The sequence below is a fragment of the Paractinoplanes polyasparticus genome, assembly GCF_019710575.1.
Lineage (GTDB): Bacteria > Actinomycetota > Actinomycetes > Mycobacteriales > Micromonosporaceae > Actinoplanes > Actinoplanes polyasparticus.
The window spans coordinates 1-18,610 of sequence record NZ_JAHWFK010000069.1 but is presented as its reverse complement, the minus strand read 5'-3'; the positions used below and the strand labels follow the sequence as shown (position 1 = coordinate 18,610).

Here is an 18,610-nt window from a genome sequence, read left to right as displayed (position 1 = left end):
CGCAATAAGACAGCAATCGATGCGACAGCGGCTGTAGCAGCGTCTCCAGGCGTCGCTGGTCGATGCGGGGAGCAGTGCCACCGCCCGGCGGTTGCTGAGGCGGTGGCGGGTCGGTCGGCCAGGGCTCACCGGTCACCGTCGGTTGTCCCGATCCGTCAGTCTGGGACCAGTGCGCGACGCGGTGAGCCCGAAGCGTGATCGCGACGCGTTCATTGCGGTATTCCCGAAGAAGCCAGTCCCAGAAGAGTCCACGCGGCAGGGTGTAATCGAACTGCGCGGCGCGTTCCCAGTGCGCGTCCACCATCGCCGGGTCGGGCGTCAGCGGCACTTCCGCGGTGCCTTGGAACAGGACCAGCCCAGGGTCGCGCGTCCGGCCGTGCTCACGGATTTGAAAGGTGAGCGTGATGCGAGGATTGCGGAGCATCAACGCGAGCTTGCGGTGCCACGCCAGTCCGCCGGAGCTGCACGCCATCAGGGAAAGCTGTTCGCCACGCCCACATGCTCGGCCCGGCGCTGCCGGCCGTCGCGCTCTCGAGACGGTGCAGGCCAGCCGGGACGGTTACGCGGGGGCGGTATAGAAGACGACGCGCAGATCGCCGGGGTTCAGCGTCAGGACGTCCAGGTCCAGGTCCAGGTGGCCATGGTTCGGGCTCGGCACCCGCAGCCGATCAGCATGCCCGCCCGGAGTCGGCGGCGCGTCCCACAGCAAGGCGAACTCCGGGCTGAACGCGCGCAGATCGGCGATCATCGACGACAGCTCCGCGTCGGCCGGGTAGCGATAGGCCGCCTCACGCAGTTCGCCGACGACGGTGGCGCGAAATCCGTCCAGCCGCTCGGGGGCTTCGAAGACCGAAGGGCCGGCCTCCGTGAATGCGCGCCACACCACGTTGCGCCCGCGACCCGCGTCCGGCACCGTGCACACATCCGAGTGCCAGAGCTTATTCGCCGCCAGCACGGTCCACGTCGCGTCGCAGACACAAACCGCGACCTCGGTCAGGCGATCCAGCATCCGGCGGGCCGTCTCGGTGATCTCACGGGGAACCAGGCCATTCGGCTCCGGCGAGGCGGCGAACCCGGCCGACAAGCGCAGCCGGTCGTGCTCAGACCTGGTGAGCCGTAGGGCCCGGGCGAGCGCGTCGACCACGTCCGGTGACGGCCGCCGCCGACCCTGCTCCAACCGCTTCAGGTGCTCCTCCGAAACACCCACGATGCCGGCCAGCTCGTCACGCCGCAGGCCGGGCACGCGCCGCACGGAGGGTAGCGACGCCCGCACCCCGGCCTCATGCGGAGTGAGCCGGTCGCGGAGTGTCCGCAGTAAAGTCCCGAAATCGCCATCCCCGCCGCACGGCACGATCATGTCACTACCGGGCGAGTCGTGGCCCACCCGGAACAGCCGTGTCTGCCGCGTCGATCGGCTCCATGTAGAACCGCGACCGCCGGATCAGACCGTTACGAACCGTAATGATGATGACACCCTTCAGGTCCTGCCCGGCCGCATTGGTGTAGTGCCATTCGCCCCATACCTCGTCCCCCACCTCGACCGCGTGCGTCATCGCCACCGTGATCTCCGGCGACGTCTTAAAAATCATTTCCCAGTTTCGTCGTACCTGCTCCGGCCCGAGGAAGTCCCGGCCCGGATGCGCCGGCCACTCACCCGAAAAATCCGGTCCGAAGCAGGCTGCCACCCCGTCGAGATCGTGCTTGTTCAACGCGCCAATCAAGCGCTCCACCACAGCGTTACTCATAGGCAAAATGCTAGACAGACTCGCGTATCCCGGCCGGGGCCAACTTGTACCACCCCCGTTCTCATCCAGGTAGTCACGACCACACCAACCCCGCTGGCCACCCGCAATGCATGGTGGGCGCCCCGTCTGGCGTGCCGGACCAGTCGGGTGGTGCCGTACGGGTGCTACATCATCGCGATGAACTAATAGGCGATGTGGTCCACCTCATCTCGCTCGACCGTTCGCCGAGGCATATGTCGGCTTGGGCCGGACGCTGGGCGTTAACGGAAAGCAGGAAGAGGCGACATCACCGGCCCAGGCGGTGCGGTGTGTTCGCCGCTTCATCGCTGGTGCCGACATGGAGCGTCCGTGTGACGAGCTGGCGGATGGCGACGATCGCGGCCGCGGCCAGCAGCGATTGCCACGACGGCGGCAGGACCAGACGCAGCAGGCCTGCGGCCAGCCACAGATCGAGAGCGGTTCGCAAAGCCAGACGTGGGTCGCCGACGGCCAGCAAGGCGATCAGCCCAGCCCCAAGGCCGGCCACCACGCAGATCAGCGCGGCGTAGGACATCAGCGTGCTCACCGCAGCGGCCCCGCTGGAGAGGTGTCCGCCGGGTCGGGGCCGTCGCTTCTGCTGCGCGCTCGAGCGAGTTCGGCCCGCTCTTCCTTGATCTCCCGGGCGAGGAAGTAGTTCAGCGCGGTACGGATCGCGGCGACGGCGGCCAGCTCCGCGATCTCCCGCAGCGTCGGCGCGATCGCAGTCCGGAGGATGTCCGAGGCGAGCTGGAATTCCAAACCAAGCGCGAGAAACCGACCCAGGCCCAGCCTCACCGGCACGAAACTCTGCGTCCGGCGCGTCCGCAAGCCGACGACCACGAACCGGACGAACGCCACCATCGCCCCGGCGAAGATGATGACCGCACCGGCCAACTCGACCCACCGCACCAGCAGATCGACCGCCTCGGCCAGCCAGCGCTCACTCACTATCTCGTTCATCACACCCGTTTGCCCCAGCGCCGCCTCATCGACACCGCGGTCTAAGTGGTCCAGGCGTGAGTCCTTCGGGGGTTACGCGGCCAGGGCGGTAGGTTCAAACGTCCAAGATCAGGAGGCGAGGCCCGTGAGCGTGAGGCAGTCCATGTTGGGGCCGCTCGCGCCCGTGGCCGTGGCGCGGATCTGGACTGTGCCAGCCGGCAGGTTCGCCGTCAGGGTGCTGGCTCGCCACACCGCCCAGCCGCCGGTCGGCGGGAAGGGCTGGGCCGTGGCGACGGCCGTGCCGTTGACGGTGACGGCCAGCGGGCGGCCGGCGGTGGCGCCGTTGGCGTAGCGGAACGACAACGTGTAGGTCGCGGCGGTCGGCACCGTCACGGTCCATTCGATGTGGTCGCCGGTGGCGTTCGTGTAGTCGGCGTAGCCGTTGCCCGTGTAGCCGGCGTACTGGGTGCCTATCGCGACGCCGGTCAGGGCCGCATCCTCGGCGGCGTGGACGTTCGGGCCGGTGACCGCGGGGAACGCGGCCCCGCTGGGCCGGATCGTGGCCGCGATGCCGCCGCCGGCCGACACGGCGATCGGCGGGGTGACCACGGACAGGATCTTGCGGTTGGCGTCCCAGGCCTGGCCACTGCCGGCCAGCACGGCCGCGGTCTCGCCGGTGTACGCGGCCAGCGCGGGACGGCCGTCGATGCTCATCCCGACCGGGGCCGAGAGGCCGTGGTAGCGCACCACGTAACGCCGTTCGGTGGGCGCGCCCGCGTAGGTCCCCCGGGGGTGGTCGACGGTCACGGTGAGCGTGGCCTGGGTAAGCGTGAGGCTGGTGATGGCGGCTGCCGTCGCCTCGGTGACTCCGTCGTCTTCGTACAGGTCGAAAGCGCCGTCCTGACCGGTGTAGACGTCCAATTCCAGGTGTGTCTTGTCGAGGAACTTGGTGCTCTGGGCGTACCGGTAGCGTGGCAGGATCGCGCCCGCCGCGACGTACATGATGATCTCGCCGGGACGGGTCACGTACTGCTTGTCGGCGGTGTCCGAGCCGGCCGACTTGGCCTCGCTCCAGAAGTTGTACCAGGTGCGGCCGGCCGGCAACCACACCGGCTGGACAGCGCCCGACACTCCGGTCGTCACCGGCATGACCAGGATCGACGGGCCCCACAGGTACTGCTGGTCGTGGGCGTAGGCCAGCGGGTTGTCCTGGTGGTCGACCACCATGGCCCGGGCCATCGGCATGCCGGTGGCGCGCGCGGCGTGGGCGATCGAATAGACGTACGGCAATAGGGTGTAACGGAGCCGGCCGTAGCGCAGGAAGTCGCTGCTCTCGGCGGCCGGCTGGTCGGTCGGCCAGCGCGATGCCCGCTGGCCCAGCGTGGCCGTGTCGCCATAGCCGTGCGGCCGCCAGATGGGCGAGAGGGCGCCCCAGGCCGCGACCCAGTTGCGGTACATGTCGGGCGGGATGGGGTTGCCGTTGTGCCCGCCGCCGTCGACATTGGCGTACGGAAATCCGCCCAGACCGGCGTTGAGCATGCCCCGGATCTGTTGCTGCATTTCCCCGTACGTGGACTGGGTGTCCCCGGTCCACAGGTGCCCATGGCGTTGCTGTCCGGCCGTCGCCCCGCGGCTGAAGATGAAGGGGCGCCGGCCCGGCCCGATGTGGCGGTCCCACCCCTCCTGTCCGACCGCCTTGGCCAGGTACAGGAAATAGGCGTTGCGCAGTTCGGACCAGCGCATACCGTTGGCGGCCAGAGCGGCGTACGGAATGGGCCCCAACTCGTCCGGCTCGTCGAGCCACAACGCGTCGCCCGGGAAGCCGAGCGCCGGGTTCAGCGCTTTGGTCCAGAACACGTTCCACACCCAGGCCCGGGTGGCCGGATTCGACCAGTCGGGCACGGAGTTGTTTTCGGATACGCCAGTGATATCCGCGGGCTGGAAGCTGTAACCGGGCGGCGGACCCGGAACCCAGCCCGCCATCAGGTATGAGTTGTTGCGGTTGTAGTCGAGCGACGTGCTGATCCCGTGCTCGTCGGCCCACCGCTTGAACGCGGCCGGGTCGGGCCAGCGGCCGGGGTCGAACTCGAACCACGAGCCGTTCCAGCCGCCGCTGCCCGCGCGCCAACGGTTGTCGTGCACCTGCAGGTCGAGCGGGAACCCCTTCGCGCGGTGCTCGGTAATCTTGTTCACCCACCAGTTCTGGTCGCTCACGCCGGGAAAGTTCTTGTCCGACATCTGCAGACCGAAGATTCCGAGCTGCGGGAGGCGGGGCCGACCGGTGAGCTGGGTGTAGCGGTCGAGCAGCTGCGCGAAGCGTGGGCCCTGGATGACGAAGTAGTCCATCTGGGGGCGTACGCCTGGGGTGTTGTGCTCGTCGGCCGAGAACTCGTACAGGCCGCCGCTGCCGAAGTTGAACGTGGTGTCGAAGGTGGTGTTGACGAAGACCGCATAGCCGCGCGACGACAGGTAGAGCTGCACAATGGCCGGCGACTGCTGGCTGCGGTCGCCGGCGAGCCCGTAGTTGTGCGCGACGATCTCGCCGGTCCGGTCGACCCGCGGCGCCCGGCCCATGAAGCCGTGCCCCGCCTTGACGAACCGTTCGCCCGGGGCCGGCGCCGTGAAGCTCTGGCGGACGATACTGTGGTTCGTCCCGTCCCAGGCCATGCTGTGCGTCGCGTCCTCGCCGGCCAACCGGGCGCCGTCATCCTTGCGGTAGAAGACGATCCGCAGCGGGCTCTTGCCCACCACGACCGTGATGCCGTCGGCCGGGACCGTGCTGATGGTCAGGGCGTCGGCGCTGTCGGCGACCGTCAGCGAGCCGCCCATTCCGGCGTGGGCGGCCGGATCGACCATTTCGTAGCGCGTGTCGGCGAAAAAGGTTTCGCCGGCTCGGGCGTAGCGCACCCGTACGATGTGACCCCCGTACGCGGTGATCCGCAGGCGCTGCCCGCTGGTGCTGGTCACCGTCACCGTGCGGCCGTCCGCGGTGTGGCTCGCGTAGTCCGCGAGGCTCTCCGCGGCCTGGACCGACAACGTCTTTCCGGCCGCGGCGCCACCCACCGCGAGTCCGGCCGTCCTGAGGAAGTCCCGTCGCGAGGCCATGACCTGACCATAGATGTCAGTCAATGTAGTGGGAAGGTTTCCGTCCCATTGATTTCCAACGTTGGCAAAGCAGCCGGCCCTGGCCGATGGTTCGTCAGCTGCGCTCGTCGGTTCACTGCCGATATTCGAGGGCACCCTCGCTTGGCTGACCGTCGACTGCACCTCGTCCGGGCAGAACCCCAACCGATCTGGCTGTCGTGTTCCACACCCGATTTGATCGCCGCCCAGGTCGACCTTCATGAAGATAAACGTGAAACCGTTGGACGACGAGCCCGAGATCACCGACGCCGAAATCCTCGGCTACGTCCTCTCCATGCTGCCCGCGAGGCGAGGACACCATCATGTCGACGGCCGCGTCGGCGTTGTACGTTCTCCGTCCGGGCCGCCAGGCAGGCGCACAGGTTCGAGCAGGCTGCCGGGCGCCCTCCGTGCCCGGCTCGATCGCGCGAGGGTCGGCCACCTCTACGCCGTCGTAGCCGAGTAGATCGCGGCAGCGCCAATGCTGACCGACCGGCGATTGCTGTGGCATGAACCTTTTCCTGGTATTTGCCGTCTTCAGGGCTGATCAGAAACCGGAGGTGTTGATCAATGAGTGGTTCTGGCCGTCACGCCGTCGTCCTCGGAGCCAGCATTGCTGGGTTGCTCGCCGCGCGAGTGCTCTCCGACCACTTCGACAAGGTCACCGTCGTCGAACGTGATCAACTCCCGGACGATGCAGAGAGCCGGAAGGGCGTGCCGCAGGATCGGCATGGACATGCGCTGTTACCCCGAGGGGTGCAGATCCTGGACGAGCTCTTCCCGACACTGAGCGACAAGATGGCCGCCGATGGCGTGCCGCGGCCTCAGCACGGCACCGAAATCTGGAGGCAGTTCGGCGTAACCGTTCTCAACCGCGGCGGATCGGAGAAAATACCGGGTCTGCAACCGAGCCGTCCGTATCTGGACAGCAAGATCCGGGACCGGATACGCCGTTTACCCAATGTGGACATGGTGGACGATTGTCCGGTTCTGGGTCTCACCGTGGCGGCATCCGAGGATCGCATCAACGGTGTCAAAATTGCGCCACGTGACGAAGACGAGCAGGCTCTGACGGCTGATCTGGTCGTCGACGCCACCGGTCGCGGTGGACGCACTCCGGTATGGCTGCGCGAACTCGGCTATCCGACTCCCCCAGAGACAGAATCCGCCATCGACCTCGCCTACATGAGCCGGAGCATGCGACTACGGCCGGGCGCGCTCGACGGACGGAGACTGGTCCTGATCCTCCCGGGGCCGGGCCAGCCCCGGATCTTGGGTCTTTTCGAGCACGAAGACAACCGTCACATGGTGACGCTCGGAGGTTACGCAGATGACCACCCGCCTGCGGATCTGAAGGACTTCCAGGCTTTCGCAGCCAGTATCGCTCCGGGATTCGTCACCAAGGCGCTCAGCGAAGCCGAGTGGCTGGACGAACCCCGCCGGCACCACTTCCCCGCCGGGCGCCGCCGTCACTACGAGAAGCTGCACCGATTCCCCGAGGGTCTGCTCGTCATCGGCGACGGAATGTGCAGCTTCAATCCGCAATACGGTCAAGGCATGACCGTCGCCGCGCTCGAGGCCCTTGCTCTGCGTGACGCCTTGACGGCCGGGCCGCAGGACCTGAGCCGCCGCTACTTCACCGCCGCCGCCAAGGTGATCGACCCGGTGTGGCAGATGGTCGGCTCCGCCGACCGCGCCCAGCTCGGTCAGCCACAGCCACTCGCCGAGCGGGTCATCGGCGCCTACATGAGCCGGTTGCACGCGGCCAGTCAGAAAGACGAATCCCTGGCCCGAGATTTCGACGCGGTCTCCGGTTTGCTGCAACCGCCCTCCTCATTGTTCAAACCGGCGGTGATGTGGCGAGTCCTCGCCGGCAACCTGACCCGATGATGAATCGCTCCAGTACGTGGTTCATCGCCGACACGAGCGGGTGTCCGGTCCGGCCCTCGGTCGCGGGTGCCTCGTGACGGTAGTTTCAGGGTGATTCGGGTGCAGTCGGGCCTGGCACCTTCTGGTACCAAGCCCGACTGGTCAGCCACCTCGTGGGAGTACACCAAGGCGCGGTGACAGGGGCGGCCGGTTGCTCAGAGGGCTGCTGCTCCGGCGGTGGCGATACTCAGGTCCTGCTCGTTGAGGCCGCCGCTGACACCGATGGCCCCCAGTAGCGTGGTGCCGGCCATGAGGGGGACACCGCCGGGGAAGGTCACCAGACCGCCGTTGGTGAGTTCGATGTTGTAGAGCGCTCCGCCAGGTTGGGAGTACTGGCCCAGGGTGCCCGTGGGCGTCTTGAACAGTTGCGCGGTGCGGGCTTTCCTGAGGGCGATGTCGATGCTGGCCAGCGGGGCGCCGTCCTGGGAGAGGAAGGCTTTGAGGTGTCCGCCGGCGTCGACAACGGCGATGCTGAAGGACACCTCGGCGTCATGGGCAGCGGTGAGGGCGGCATCGAGGATGCCGCGGGCACGGTCGAGGCTGAGATCGGTCATGGGGAAGCTCCTGCGAAGTCGGGTTTGCGGGTGGTGGATCTTCAGACGGTGCCGTTCCACTCGGCGGCCTGGTCGGCCCTGATCTGCTGTTCGACCTCGGCGGGCAGCATGGTGCGGTAGGCGTTGGACTTCCCGGTCAGCACCTCGACCATCGCGGTGACCATCTGCTCCGGCTCGTACTGCGTGATCGGGAGGTCGTCGGAGGAGGCGGGCGGGGCGGCGATGGTCGCGGTGTCGGCGTCGAACCACTGGTACATCGACTCGAAGCCCACGTCGTTGAAGCCGGTCAGGTAGGGGCCGGGGTTCACCGTCTGGACGGTGATGCCGTAGTCCTTGACCTCTTGACGCAGGATGCCGGCGAAGGCCTCCAAGGCGTGCTTGGTCGCCGCGTAGGGGGCCAGGAACGGCACCTTGCCGAAGCCCGCGATGGAGGAGACGAAGACGATCTTGCCCGCGCCCTTCTTGACCAGGGCGGGCATGAAGCCGCGAGTCATCCCGATGGCGGCAAACAGATTGACGTCGAACGATTCGCGCCACAGCGACTCGGGGACCTCGGTGGCCGGACCGGCGTACATGATGCCCGCGTTGTTGAACAGCACGTCGATGTCGTAGCTGAAGGCGTGGGATCGGTCGAGCTCGTTCGTGGTGTCCAGCTTGATGACGTCCAGCTGAACCCCGGCGGCCTTGGCCTCCTGGCCCAACTGCCAGACCTGGGGCCAGATCTGGACCCCGGCAATGACCTTGTGGCCGAGCTGGGCCAGCCTCAGAGCGACGCCTTTGCCGAATCCGCTGCCGGCACCGGTGATGAGAAAAGTGGTCATGGTTGCTCCTGGAGTTGGGGCATCCGATGGGGACCGCTCCATCCTCGGGCCGTGCGATCGCCGCACCTATAACGATGCGCTCAGATCGACGTACGATCCGATCAAAGCCGCTGGCAGCAGAGTTGCAAGATCAGATCCGGTGCCATACTCAGGACGCCCTGGCCGAGTTGCGCGATCTGATTCCCCGGCTGGAGGCCCTGGCCCCGCGTGGCAGCTGGCTTCCGGGCTGCGTGCTGCTGACCTCGCAGGAGGTTGGAGCTCCGGACTGCACCCGCGCCGATCCGTTCCTCGCGGTGGGCCTCACGTTGCGCCCCGACCTGGTGGCCGAACTGGCCCCCGAGGCGGAGCCCCTCGTCGGCCCGGCACTGGGCGTGGCCAAGGCCGACGAGGACCTGCTCGACGCGGTGCTGCGCCTGCTGCATCTGGTCGAACGGCCCCGCGACTTCCCGGTTCTCTCCCCCGGCCTCGAACGGGAGATCCACTGGCGCCTGCTGACCGGCCCCCTGGGCACCCTGGTGCGACAGGTCGGCCGCGCCGACGACCGTTTCGCACTCGTGCGCCGCGCGACCCGCTGGATCGAGAGCCGCTACGACCAACCCATCCGCGCCGACGACCTGGCTCGCCACATCGACGTGAGCGTCCCGACCCTCAACCGCCACTTCCGCGAAGTCACCACCATGAGCCCGGTGCAGTACCAGAAGCAACTACGCCTGCAACGGGCCCGAATCCTCCTCGCGGCCGCCCCGGACGACATCGCCGCCGCAGCTCATACCGTCGGCTACGAAAGCCCCTCCCAGTTCAGCCGTGGGTATCGCCGCCTCTTCGGGCTGTCCCCCAGCGAAGACGCCCGCCGCCGAGCCTCATCCTCTCCATAGCCGCCGTTCTTCCACTAATGCGGTGCGTCTCAAAGCCGTCCAATGAGTGGGTTTGAAGTGGGGCGATGTCACGGACCACGCGCCCGGCTGCACCACTGGTGTTGACCTGCGAGGAACGATCGACGTTGACTCGGTGGTCACGGCGGGCGAAGCCGCCAATTCCAGCGCGCGCCGGCCATCATGCGCGGTAACGGGGTGACTTTTCGCAGCGTTCTCGTGTGCCGACTTTGGCCGAACCGCTTTGATAGCTGCCTATTCCGGTGGGCCGATCGACAATAGTTCTATGATTCGTTTGCGGGCACGCCGGCCTTCCGGGGCGGGAACAAGGGGGTAGTCGTGCACGGCGCCCGGGGCCTCGGTGACGGTGGCGGACCACCCTGCCTCGGCCGCCAGCCGGCGCAGCCGCATCACGTCGGGGTACATCACCTCCCGATCGCCGACGAAGATGTCGGTCGGCGGAAGCCCTGCGAGCGTGCCGTTGATCGGGCTGAGGCGGGACAAGCTCGGGTCATCGCCGCCTGCCCACGCCCGGCCCGCCTCGATCAGCCCGGCCGGCGTGAGCCACGGGTCGAAGGCGGCGACGCCGGCAACGCCGTCACCGGACAGGGTCAGATCCAGCCACGGCGAGATCAGTACCAGTCCGACCGGAGCGGGCAGATCAGATTCCAGCAGTTCCTGAGCGAAGCCGAGTGCCAGCCCACCACCGGCGGAGTCCCCGGCTATCCGTACCCGCACCGGCTGCGAGCCGGCGACAAGCTCTCGGTACACCTGGATGAGCAGCGGGTACGCGTCACGATAGGTGTGGGCTGGTGCCAGGCCATAGAGCGGTACCTCGACGCGGACCCCGGCATCGGCCAGTCGCGCGATCAGGTCCCAATGCTGGGGTGAGATCGGCGCGATGTACGCGCCGCCGTGGAGGTAGATGACGGCTGTTGCCGACGGCGCCCGCGGGGCCACGGTCCAGCACGTGAAGCCGTTGACCGTGCGGCTGGTCACATGGTGTGCGCGCAGCAGCCGGAGCGGTGGCGCGGCGGGTGTCGCAGTCCGGGCCATCCGCCGTCGTGCCTGCTCGACTGTGGCCATTTGAGGCTTGCGCTGATATCGCAGATAAGCGGCGACCAGACGCATCTGGAGGCTGGTCATTGAATCTCCAGTGGTTTGGCGCGAGACGGTCGGGCCACGGGTGCGGGGAGTATGCCGAGACTACGCAACGCTTCGAGCGGACTTCGCAGGTAACGTCATGCAGTGCTGACTCCGACCTCAGAACCTACGGCCCGGCGGGACCGGGCGGCACCCGCAGGCGTGCGGCGCTCGCTGCCACCTGTGCCTGGGCGCGCTGGCGGTCGGTGCGGACCGACCCCCCGTCGGCGACGACCCGATCGCCGGCCACCCAGACGTCTCGGACGGTCCGGGAGCCGGCCGACCAGATCAGGTTGCCGAGCAGTTCCTCGTCGTCGACGTCGAGTCCGGTCGCGAAAGCGGGCGTGTCGACGCCGATGTGGACGATGTCGGCCCAGCGGCCCACCTCGAGCGCGCCGATGTCGTTGCGACCGAGTGCCTCGGCCCCGTAGCGGGTGGCAAGCAGCAGAGCGTCCGCCGCTGACACCGTCCGTGCGTCGGAGGTGCTCACGCGGGCCAGAAGCGCCGCCGTACGCGCCTCGTCCAGCAGGTCGAGCCGGTCGTTGCTGGCCGGCCCATCGGTGCCGAGCCCGACCGGCACACCCGCCTTGCGCAGCGCCTTCAGGCGCAGGATGCCGGAGGCGAGCTTGGCGTTCGAGGCCGGGCAATGCGCGACTCCGGTACCGCTGGCGGCGAAGAGGTCGATGTCGGCGTCCGAGAGATGCACCGCATGGGCGGCCACCAGCCGGGCGTCCAGTAGCCCGGTTTCCTGCAGTAGACGCGGCACCGAACCGAACCGGGACCGCTGCTCCACGTCCTCGCCGGGCGACTCGGCAACGTGCATGTGGACCAGCGCCTTACGGTCTCGGGCGTGACCGGCGATGACGCCCAGCGCGTGCGGCGGAAGCATGTATGCGGAGTGCGGGCCGTAGCCGAACTCGATGCGCTCATCGGGCCCAGTACGCAGACCAAGGTAGTCGATGCGTTTGTTGACCCGCTCGACGGCGGCGCCCCAGTCCTCCCCGCCGGGAAGCTCGAAGATGACCTCGGCGAGGATCGCCCGCCCACCGGTCTCGAGGACTGCTTCTGCATGCTCGTCGATGGCGAAATACATCTCCGAACTAGTGGTAACGCCGCCGCGAAGCATCTCGATGGAGCCGAGCAGCATGCCGGCCCGGGCGTCCTCCGGCGTCATCAGTGCTTCGGCGGGCCACATGGCCTGCTGGAGCCAGTCGATCAGCGGAAGGTCACCACCGCGGCCACGCAGGGCTGTCATAGCACTGTGTGCGTGGGTGTTGATCAAACCGGGCAGCAGGATGCCCGTCACCCGGCGCACCTCACCATCCCAGACAGGGGCGGTCGGGACCGGGCCTGCGTAACGGATCCTGCCGTCATAGCCGATGTCCACCACCCCGTCACGTACGACGGAACACCTGCTGTCGCCGAGAAGGACGATCGGCGCGTGCAGCCGTAAATCACGAGAGTTGATCACAGAAGACACGACGCTCGCGGCCCGGTGAAGGTTCACCGATCTGGGATGCGCCGGCCAGGGTCTGAGTTAATCACGACCTCTTGAGTGAGAGCGGGCCTGTTCGGGTGTGGCGGCAATCGGTCCACAGTGAACCCTTGCCGGAATATTGCCGTCTACGGGTCATGATCCTGTCCCGAACAAGACGGCTGATGGCCGGTGGGCTTGCGGCCTTCCTGGTCCTGAGCCTGTCCACCTCCCTTCCGGCCGGCGCTGCCCCTGCCGCCCCTGATACCGGGAAGTACACCGTCACCCTGATCACCGGCGACCGTGTGACCGTCGGCAGTGCCGGCGCTCTCACCGGGGCCGTACAGGCCGGCGCCGGGCGCCGGCATATTTCGTTCGCTCTGTCGTCCGCGCGCGGGCGCCTGATGGTGATCCCCAGCGACGCCGCCGCGCTCATTCGCGCACAGCGGGTGGATCAGCGGCTCTTCGACGTGACGGAGCTGATCTCGCTGGGGTACGACGACGCCAGACAGGCGACCGTACCGCTTATTCTGCGGACCGCGACCGGCGCGGACGCAGCGGCGATGACGTCTACCCTGAGCAGCAACGGCGCCCGCAAGACCCGTGACCTCAAAGCGGTAGGCGGCGCGGCCGTCACCGCGCCCAAGAAGCGCATCGGCTCGCTGTGGAAAGCGATCACCGGCACGTCGACGTTGCGTGGCGGCGTGCAGAACATCTGGCTGGACGGCAAACGCCAGGTCACCCTCGACCACAGCGTCCCGCAGATCGGTGCACCGGCCGCCTGGCGCGCCGGTTACCAGGGCGAGGGCATGGCGGTCGCCGTGCTCGATACGGGCGTCGACGACACTCACCCGGACCTCGCCGGCCGGGTGACCTCCGCACACTTCACCACCGCGGACAACAACGACCACATCGGGCACGGCACTCACGTGGCTGCCACGATCGCCGGCGACGGCGCCGCTTCGAACGGCACCTACAGAGGTGTCGCTCCTAAGGCCTCCATCCTCTCCGGCAAGGTCTGCGACCTGAATGGGTGCCCGGACTCCGCGATCCTGGCCGGCATGCAGTGGGCCGCAGTCGATCAGCGCGCCAGGGTCATCAACATGAGCCTCAGCGGTCTGGACGACCCGGGCACCGACCCGGTGGAGGAAGCTGTCGACAGGCTGACGGCCGAGACAGGTGCGCTGTTCGTCATCGCCGCCGGCAATACCGGCGACGGGGCGAACACCATCGGCTCCCCGGGCACCGCGGCCACGGCTCTGACCGTCGGTGCCGTCGACAAGACGGACCGGCTGGCCCCGTTCTCCAGCCGTGGGCCCCGCAGAGAGAACGGCGCGGTCAAGCCCGACATCACCGCACCCGGTGTCGACATCGTCGCGGCACGCGCTGCGGGCACAGACGCCGGCACTCCGGCCGGGCAGTATTACACGGCGCTCACCGGCACCTCGATGGCCACTCCGCATGTCGCGGGATCGGCGATCCTGCTGGCCCAGCAACACCCGGACTGGAAGGCCGGCCGGCTGAAGGCCACGCTGATGAGCGCGGCGGAGCCTCAGCCCGACGGCAACGCGTTCCAGCAGGGCGCGGGCAGGGTCGACGTGGAACGCGCGATAACCCAGACCGTGACCACCGAGCCGTCGTCGGTGTCGTTCGGACTGCAGAAGTGGCCGCACGACAACGACCAGCCGATCTCCCGGACCGTTACCTACCACAACGACGGCGACACAGCCGTGACCCTGGATCTGGCGATCGCCGACCCGGCGTTCTCGCTCGACACCTCCCGGGTGACAGTGCCCGCGGGCGGCTCGGCTCCGGTGACCCTCACCGCCGATACGCGCGGCGACGTGGCGTTCGGCCAGCATGCGGCCCAGCTCCGGGCGACCGCAGGCTCCACCTCGGTGGTCACCCCGGTCGGCATCGAGAAGGAGACCGAAAGCTACCAGCTGACCCTGAAGCATGTCGCCCTCGACGGCCGGGCGGCCCCGAACTACCTCACGCAGATCTTCCAGCCTGACGGCGACTACCTCGACCTTCCGTACGATCCGAGCGGCACCGTCACCCTGCGCGTCCCGGCCGGCCGGTACACCGTCGGCACCTACCTCGACCCGAGCTCGGACGGCACCGGCGAATGGTCCGCCCTGATCTTCCAGCCGGTCCTCGACATCACGCGCGACACCACGGTCGTATTCGACGCCCGCGACACCACCAAGGTCAGCCAGGCCGCTCCGGACAGGTCGGCAGAGACGGTCGCGGCGAGCCTGACGACGAGTACACCGGTGGGAAACACCCTCGTCGTCTACGGCAACAGCAGCACCGGGTTCGAGGACATGCGCGTCGGCCATCTCGGCGACCCGATGCCGTTCACCAGCTGGGTCAGCAGCGCCTGGGTCAGGAAGGACACCGGCGAGTACGGCTACAACAGCCCGTACGCCTACTTCCTCGCCGAGGAGGTCTCCGGCGCGACCCTGCTGGCCGGCTACGCCCGCACCTTCCGGCACGCAGAACTGGCGACCTCGGCCCAGATTGTGCACCCCGCAGGCGACGGCGATCGGGCCTACCAGTGGCAGGACCTGTGGTCCCTTACCGGTGACGTCATCGCAACGGCGGAGAGCCAGATGCACGCCCCCGGCACACGCACGAACTACTTCAGCACGGGCGCGGGATTGTCCTGGGAAGCGACGACCACGCTCGGCCTGCGGACGGACGTCGGCGTCCAGGGCAACTACCTCTTCGGCGAACGACGCACCTACACCGCTGGCCGGCGGACCCAGGAGCACTGGGGAAAGGCACCCTTCGGCACCGCCCTGGGCTCCCGCGGAACCTGGTTCGAGCGCCGGGGCGCCGAGATGCGGGTCATCGTCCCGTCGACCGGCGACGCCTCCGGGCACCCCGGTTACGACTTGCGGCGCCCGACAACCAGCACGCTGTACCGCGGTGACGCGCTGATCGCCTCCGAGGACAGCATCAGCGTGTACGCCGACCAACTGCCGGCCACCACCGAACGGTACCGGGTGCACCAGTCGTCCACCGGTGACATCGACGGCCTCGCGACCAAGATCGACGTCACCGTCGGCTTCTCGTCGGCCGCCGATCAGACCAAGGTGCCAGTCATCGCCGTGCGGGCCACCCCCACCCTCGATGCCGACAACACCGCGCAGGCGGGCCACCGAAGCGCAGTCCCTCTGACAGTCCTCGATCAGGCGGGCAGGAAGGTCACCACGAAGTCGCTCACCGCGGACTTCTCGTTCGACGACGGCACCACCTGGCAAAAGGCTCCGATCACCGACAGCGCGGCCCAGATCACGTATCCCTCAGGCAAGGGATTTGTCTCCCTGCGCCTACACGCGACCGACGCGGCCGGCACAACGTTCGATCAGAGCGTGATCCGGGCGTACCGCTTCGGCTGACCGGCTGATAAATCCATCGGCCGGGGCAGGCTCCCCCTTCCCCGGCCGGTGCTTGCCGGCACGCAGCCCGACGAGTCCGACGAGGTGTGCGCCGAGCGCCCGATCGAGGAGGCCGGAGTCGGGCAACATGGGTCAGTAGTCGAAGCTCTCCGACCGCACCTCCTCGCCGGCCGCCCATTCCATCACCGCGTTCCTCAGGTCGCGGCCAGCGCACACGTGGAAACGCCGCCGTCCCGCCACCCCCACACCCAGAACATCAGCCCGGGTCATTCGCCGATGCTGCACCCTGGCGCCGAGCAGCACGTCGGCCTGGCCGGTCACGAAGAGCGTGGTGCGCTCGGCCAGCCCGTCGATCGCGTCGAAGGCGTCGGCCGCGAGCGGCACGTCGTCCGCCCGCAGGCCCCACAGCACGGTCAACCCGGGCCCAGCCTTCAGTGCCTGGCGAGCCTGGGCCAGCAGCGGCGTGATTCCCACCCCGGCGGCGACCACGACGACGTCGGCCACCGCGCCGGGATCGTCGATGTAGCTCACCTCGTCGCCGCCCCCGAAGCCGAGAACGGTGGCCCGCACGGTCGCGGCCGGGGTCCATCGGGCCAGAAGGCCGGTGACCGGCCCCTGTCGGCGAACCGTGATCTCGAACTCACGCCCGGACGGGGGGCTCGAGATGGTGAACGACCGGACGTAGTCGTCGTTGAGCGACCGGGGATCGTGGTCGCGCATGTGTGACCAGCCGCGGTCGAGCTGCGCCGAGAAGTCCAGGGTGACGTGCTGCCCGGCCCGCCACGGCGGCATTTCCGGGTCCAGACCGAACGTGTACCGCGTGATCGTGGGCGTAACCGGACGCCGGTCGACCAGAGTCGCCGTCCCCAGGCTCAGCGGCGTGGCGGCCGGGTCCTCGCCGTCCAGCTCGCGTGCCAGTTTGCGGACGGGCGGATTGTATGGCGACGGGTCCAGAAAGCGACCACGGAACGGCAGCCCGTCGCGTACCCACCGTACTTTCCTGACCTTGACCCGGACGGCCAGCTTGCTGTGCGGCAGCACTGCCGCGGCCTCGGCGCCGACGAGAATCTCGGCCTGCCCGGTGAGAAAGAGGACGTCGCCCGTCTCGAAGTCCGGGAAAGTCATCCCGACGGCGTGATCGGTGATGAGGTTGCCCAACGTCTGATAAAGACGGTTACCCGAGTATTCCGGATAGACCAGCGTCACCCCCTCGTCGTCGGAGTTGCTGAACACGCGGACGAACCCCGGTGCGCCGCCCCGGTTGTTGGTGTCCATGCTCTCGGCGCCGTGCCGGCTGGAGAGGAAGAAGATGTCCGCCCGGCCGATCAGGTCCACCGCCTCGGGCGGCAGGGGCAGAGTGTCGGCGATCAGTTGCGGGGACGCGTCGTGCGGCCGGACCACTTTGCGGTTCAGATATTTGGGGCAGTTGCCGAGCGTCTCGTCGACGGCGAGGGTCATCCGGATATCCACGCGGCCGGCGTCCGCAGTCTCCTGGGCCACCCCGCTCAGCATCCGGCCCGCCAGCTTCACCCGCGTCCGCTGCTCCAGGTCGATCGCCAGGCCCGACACCCGCTGCTCCGGGCCTGTCCCACCGTCGGCGAAGAGGGCGTCGAGGACCGGGTCGAGACCCTTCCATCCGGTACGCCCATGCCGGTGTGCCGTGGTGCTCAACCGGAGAGCGCCGGCCGCCCCGGGCACGGTCACGCCGGCCGCGCCGCCCAGGATCGTCGTCCAGATATCGCCGTCCCGGTCGACGGCGCCGAGGGCGAGCAGCGGGCTCTCAGCCAGCCACATCCCGTACGCCATGGGCAGACCGGGGATGGTCGGGTTGTCCTCGTAGGGCACGCGGAGACGGCGGTGCATCGCCTCCTCGCCGGGATGCCAGCGGAGCGGTGTCGTAGTCACGACCATGCCTCCCGTGGGCCGTGATGCGCGCTGAGGGCCAGGCTGAGCGTGGCGTCGAAGACCTCCGGGTCGTCGAACGCGTGGGCCAGGACGATGGCGCCCTGCACGGCCGCGATGATCATCTTGGCCTGGCCTCGTGGGTCGGCCGACCCAGAGACGGTGAGTGCGTGGGCAAGGGCGTCGATCCAGGCGTCAAAGTAGCTCGCCACCGCCGTGGCGAACCGGTCGCGGTGGAAGCTGAGCGATAACACCCCGAGTAGGCAGGCGCGCTTACCCGACCGGAAGTAGTCGCTGACCGCCGCGGCCATGTCCAGCAGCGCCTGCCGGGCCGCGGCCGGGTCGTCCGCCGGGACGCTCCTGAGCGGGTTGAACAGGTGAGTGTCGGACCAGGCCTGGAGGCTCATGAGGACGGCCGCGAGCATCCCGTCCTTACCGCCGGGAAAGAAGTGGTAGAGGCTGCCGTTGGTGAGCCCGGTAGCGGCCGAAATGACACTCAGCGATGCGCCGTCATACCCGTGCTCCCGGAACACCTCGGCTAACGCCGGCAGGCTGGATTCTCGGGTACTTCGGTCCCGTGTTTTCGAGGCTGCTGGAGAGGTCACTCTAGTGTCATGAGTCGTTAAATCGGTGGCAGTAGGGTAAGGGTTAGGGCATGCCTAACCCGGTTGCCGTGCCGATCG

Annotated in this window: 14 protein-coding genes; 3 read left to right on the top strand and 11 right to left on the bottom strand. The window is 68.2% G+C overall.

The annotated features are described in order from the left end of the window. Window positions 1-559: 559 nt before the first annotated feature. The 5 genes from KXC43_RS47360 to KXC43_RS47340 all read right to left on the bottom strand — a co-directional run bounded on the left by KXC43_RS47360 (window position 560) and on the right by KXC43_RS47340 (window position 5,807). Window positions 560-1,357 (bottom strand): helix-turn-helix domain-containing protein, encoded by a 798-nt coding sequence (locus KXC43_RS47360; protein WP_221382876.1) that lies wholly within the window; start codon window positions 1,355-1,357, stop codon window positions 560-562. Window positions 1,358-1,361: 4 nt separating this feature from the next. Continuing rightward, window positions 1,362-1,745, bottom strand: coding sequence for a nuclear transport factor 2 family protein (locus KXC43_RS47355; RefSeq protein WP_221382875.1), 384 nt, complete (start codon window positions 1,743-1,745; stop codon window positions 1,362-1,364). Between the two features lie 286 nt (window positions 1,746-2,031). Beyond that, entirely contained in the window at window positions 2,032-2,310 is a 279-nt protein-coding gene (locus KXC43_RS47350; RefSeq protein WP_221382874.1) for a DUF1622 domain-containing protein, read from the bottom strand. After that, entirely contained in the window at window positions 2,307-2,723 is a 417-nt protein-coding gene (locus KXC43_RS47345; RefSeq protein WP_221382873.1) for a DUF1622 domain-containing protein, read from the bottom strand. Before KXC43_RS47345 ends, KXC43_RS47350 begins: the two co-directional genes overlap by 4 nt. 108 nt (window positions 2,724-2,831) lie before the next feature. Beyond that, window positions 2,832-5,807 carry a TIM-barrel domain-containing protein gene (locus KXC43_RS47340; protein WP_221382872.1) on the bottom strand — a complete coding sequence of 992 codons (2,976 nt, stop codon included), beginning with the start codon at window positions 5,805-5,807 and terminating at the stop codon, window positions 2,832-2,834. Between the two features lie 588 nt (window positions 5,808-6,395). Here KXC43_RS47340 and KXC43_RS47335 point away from each other — a divergent pair. Then, window positions 6,396-7,715, top strand: a complete 1,320-nt coding sequence (locus KXC43_RS47335) for an FAD-dependent oxidoreductase (protein ID WP_221382871.1) — start codon at window positions 6,396-6,398, stop codon at window positions 7,713-7,715. 194 nt (window positions 7,716-7,909) lie between these two features. Here KXC43_RS47335 and KXC43_RS47330 read toward each other — a convergent pair whose 3' ends face one another. Together KXC43_RS47330 and KXC43_RS47325 are read right to left on the bottom strand one after the other, a co-directional pair. Beyond that, window positions 7,910-8,308 carry a GlcG/HbpS family heme-binding protein gene (locus KXC43_RS47330; RefSeq protein ID WP_221382870.1) on the bottom strand — a complete coding sequence of 133 codons (399 nt, stop codon included), beginning with the start codon at window positions 8,306-8,308 and terminating at the stop codon, window positions 7,910-7,912. 41 nt (window positions 8,309-8,349) lie between these two features. Next, on the bottom strand, window positions 8,350-9,129 hold the full coding sequence (locus KXC43_RS47325; protein WP_221382869.1) for an SDR family oxidoreductase: 780 nt from the start codon (window positions 9,127-9,129) through the stop codon (window positions 8,350-8,352). Between the two features lie 122 nt (window positions 9,130-9,251). Between KXC43_RS47325 and KXC43_RS47320 the strand changes: the two genes are divergently transcribed. Then, a complete protein-coding gene (locus KXC43_RS47320; RefSeq protein WP_221382868.1) occupies window positions 9,252-10,004 on the top strand; it encodes an AraC family transcriptional regulator in 753 nt (250 codons plus the stop codon). 252 nt (window positions 10,005-10,256) lie between these two features. Here the strand turns inward: KXC43_RS47320 and KXC43_RS47315 are convergent, their stop codons facing one another. Further along, a complete protein-coding gene (locus tag KXC43_RS47315) occupies window positions 10,257-11,147 on the bottom strand; it encodes an alpha/beta hydrolase fold domain-containing protein (RefSeq protein WP_221382867.1) in 891 nt (296 codons plus the stop codon). Window positions 11,148-11,271: 124 nt separating this feature from the next. Next, window positions 11,272-12,450 carry an amidohydrolase family protein gene (locus tag KXC43_RS47310; RefSeq protein ID WP_221382866.1) on the bottom strand — a complete coding sequence of 393 codons (1,179 nt, stop codon included), beginning with the start codon at window positions 12,448-12,450 and terminating at the stop codon, window positions 11,272-11,274. 353 nt (window positions 12,451-12,803) lie between these two features. Here KXC43_RS47310 and KXC43_RS47305 point away from each other — a divergent pair, with 353 nt between their 5' ends. Next, window positions 12,804-16,025, top strand: coding sequence for a S8 family serine peptidase (locus KXC43_RS47305; RefSeq protein ID WP_221382865.1), 3,222 nt, complete (start codon window positions 12,804-12,806; stop codon window positions 16,023-16,025). A 132-nt stretch (window positions 16,026-16,157) separates the two neighbouring features. Here KXC43_RS47305 and KXC43_RS47300 read toward each other — a convergent pair whose 3' ends face one another. Both KXC43_RS47300 and KXC43_RS47295 read right to left on the bottom strand, forming a co-directional pair. Further along, complete coding sequence (locus KXC43_RS47300) at window positions 16,158-17,930, bottom strand: pyridoxamine 5'-phosphate oxidase family protein (RefSeq protein ID WP_221382864.1); 1,773 nt, start codon at window positions 17,928-17,930, stop codon at window positions 16,158-16,160. Then, window positions 17,927-18,460: a TetR/AcrR family transcriptional regulator gene (locus KXC43_RS47295; protein ID WP_221382863.1), complete on the bottom strand. Its 534-nt coding sequence runs from the start codon at window positions 18,458-18,460 to the stop codon at window positions 17,927-17,929. Before KXC43_RS47295 ends, KXC43_RS47300 begins: the two co-directional genes overlap by 4 nt. Window positions 18,461-18,610 lie beyond the last annotated feature (150 nt).

Bases quoted from the DNA above. Each gene is read 5' to 3' on its own strand.
- KXC43_RS47355 (WP_221382875.1), bottom strand. From the start codon at position 1,745: ATGAGTAACGCTGTGGTGGAGCGCTTGATTGGCGCGTTGAACAAGCAC.
- KXC43_RS47325 (WP_221382869.1), bottom strand. From the start codon at position 9,129: ATGACCACTTTTCTCATCACCGGTGCCGGCAGCGGATTCGGCAAAGGC.
- KXC43_RS47345 (WP_221382873.1), bottom strand. From the start codon at position 2,723: ATGAACGAGATAGTGAGTGAGCGCTGGCTGGCCGAGGCGGTCGATCTG.
- KXC43_RS47335 (WP_221382871.1), top strand. From the start codon at position 6,396: ATGAGTGGTTCTGGCCGTCACGCCGTCGTCCTCGGAGCCAGCATTGCT.
- KXC43_RS47330 (WP_221382870.1), bottom strand. From the start codon at position 8,308: ATGACCGATCTCAGCCTCGACCGTGCCCGCGGCATCCTCGATGCCGCC.
- KXC43_RS47315 (WP_221382867.1), bottom strand. From the start codon at position 11,147: ATGACCAGCCTCCAGATGCGTCTGGTCGCCGCTTATCTGCGATATCAG.
- KXC43_RS47305 (WP_221382865.1), top strand. From the start codon at position 12,804: ATGGCCGGTGGGCTTGCGGCCTTCCTGGTCCTGAGCCTGTCCACCTCC.
- KXC43_RS47340 (WP_221382872.1), bottom strand. From the start codon at position 5,807: ATGGCCTCGCGACGGGACTTCCTCAGGACGGCCGGACTCGCGGTGGGT.
- KXC43_RS47360 (WP_221382876.1), bottom strand. From the start codon at position 1,357: ATGATCGTGCCGTGCGGCGGGGATGGCGATTTCGGGACTTTACTGCGG.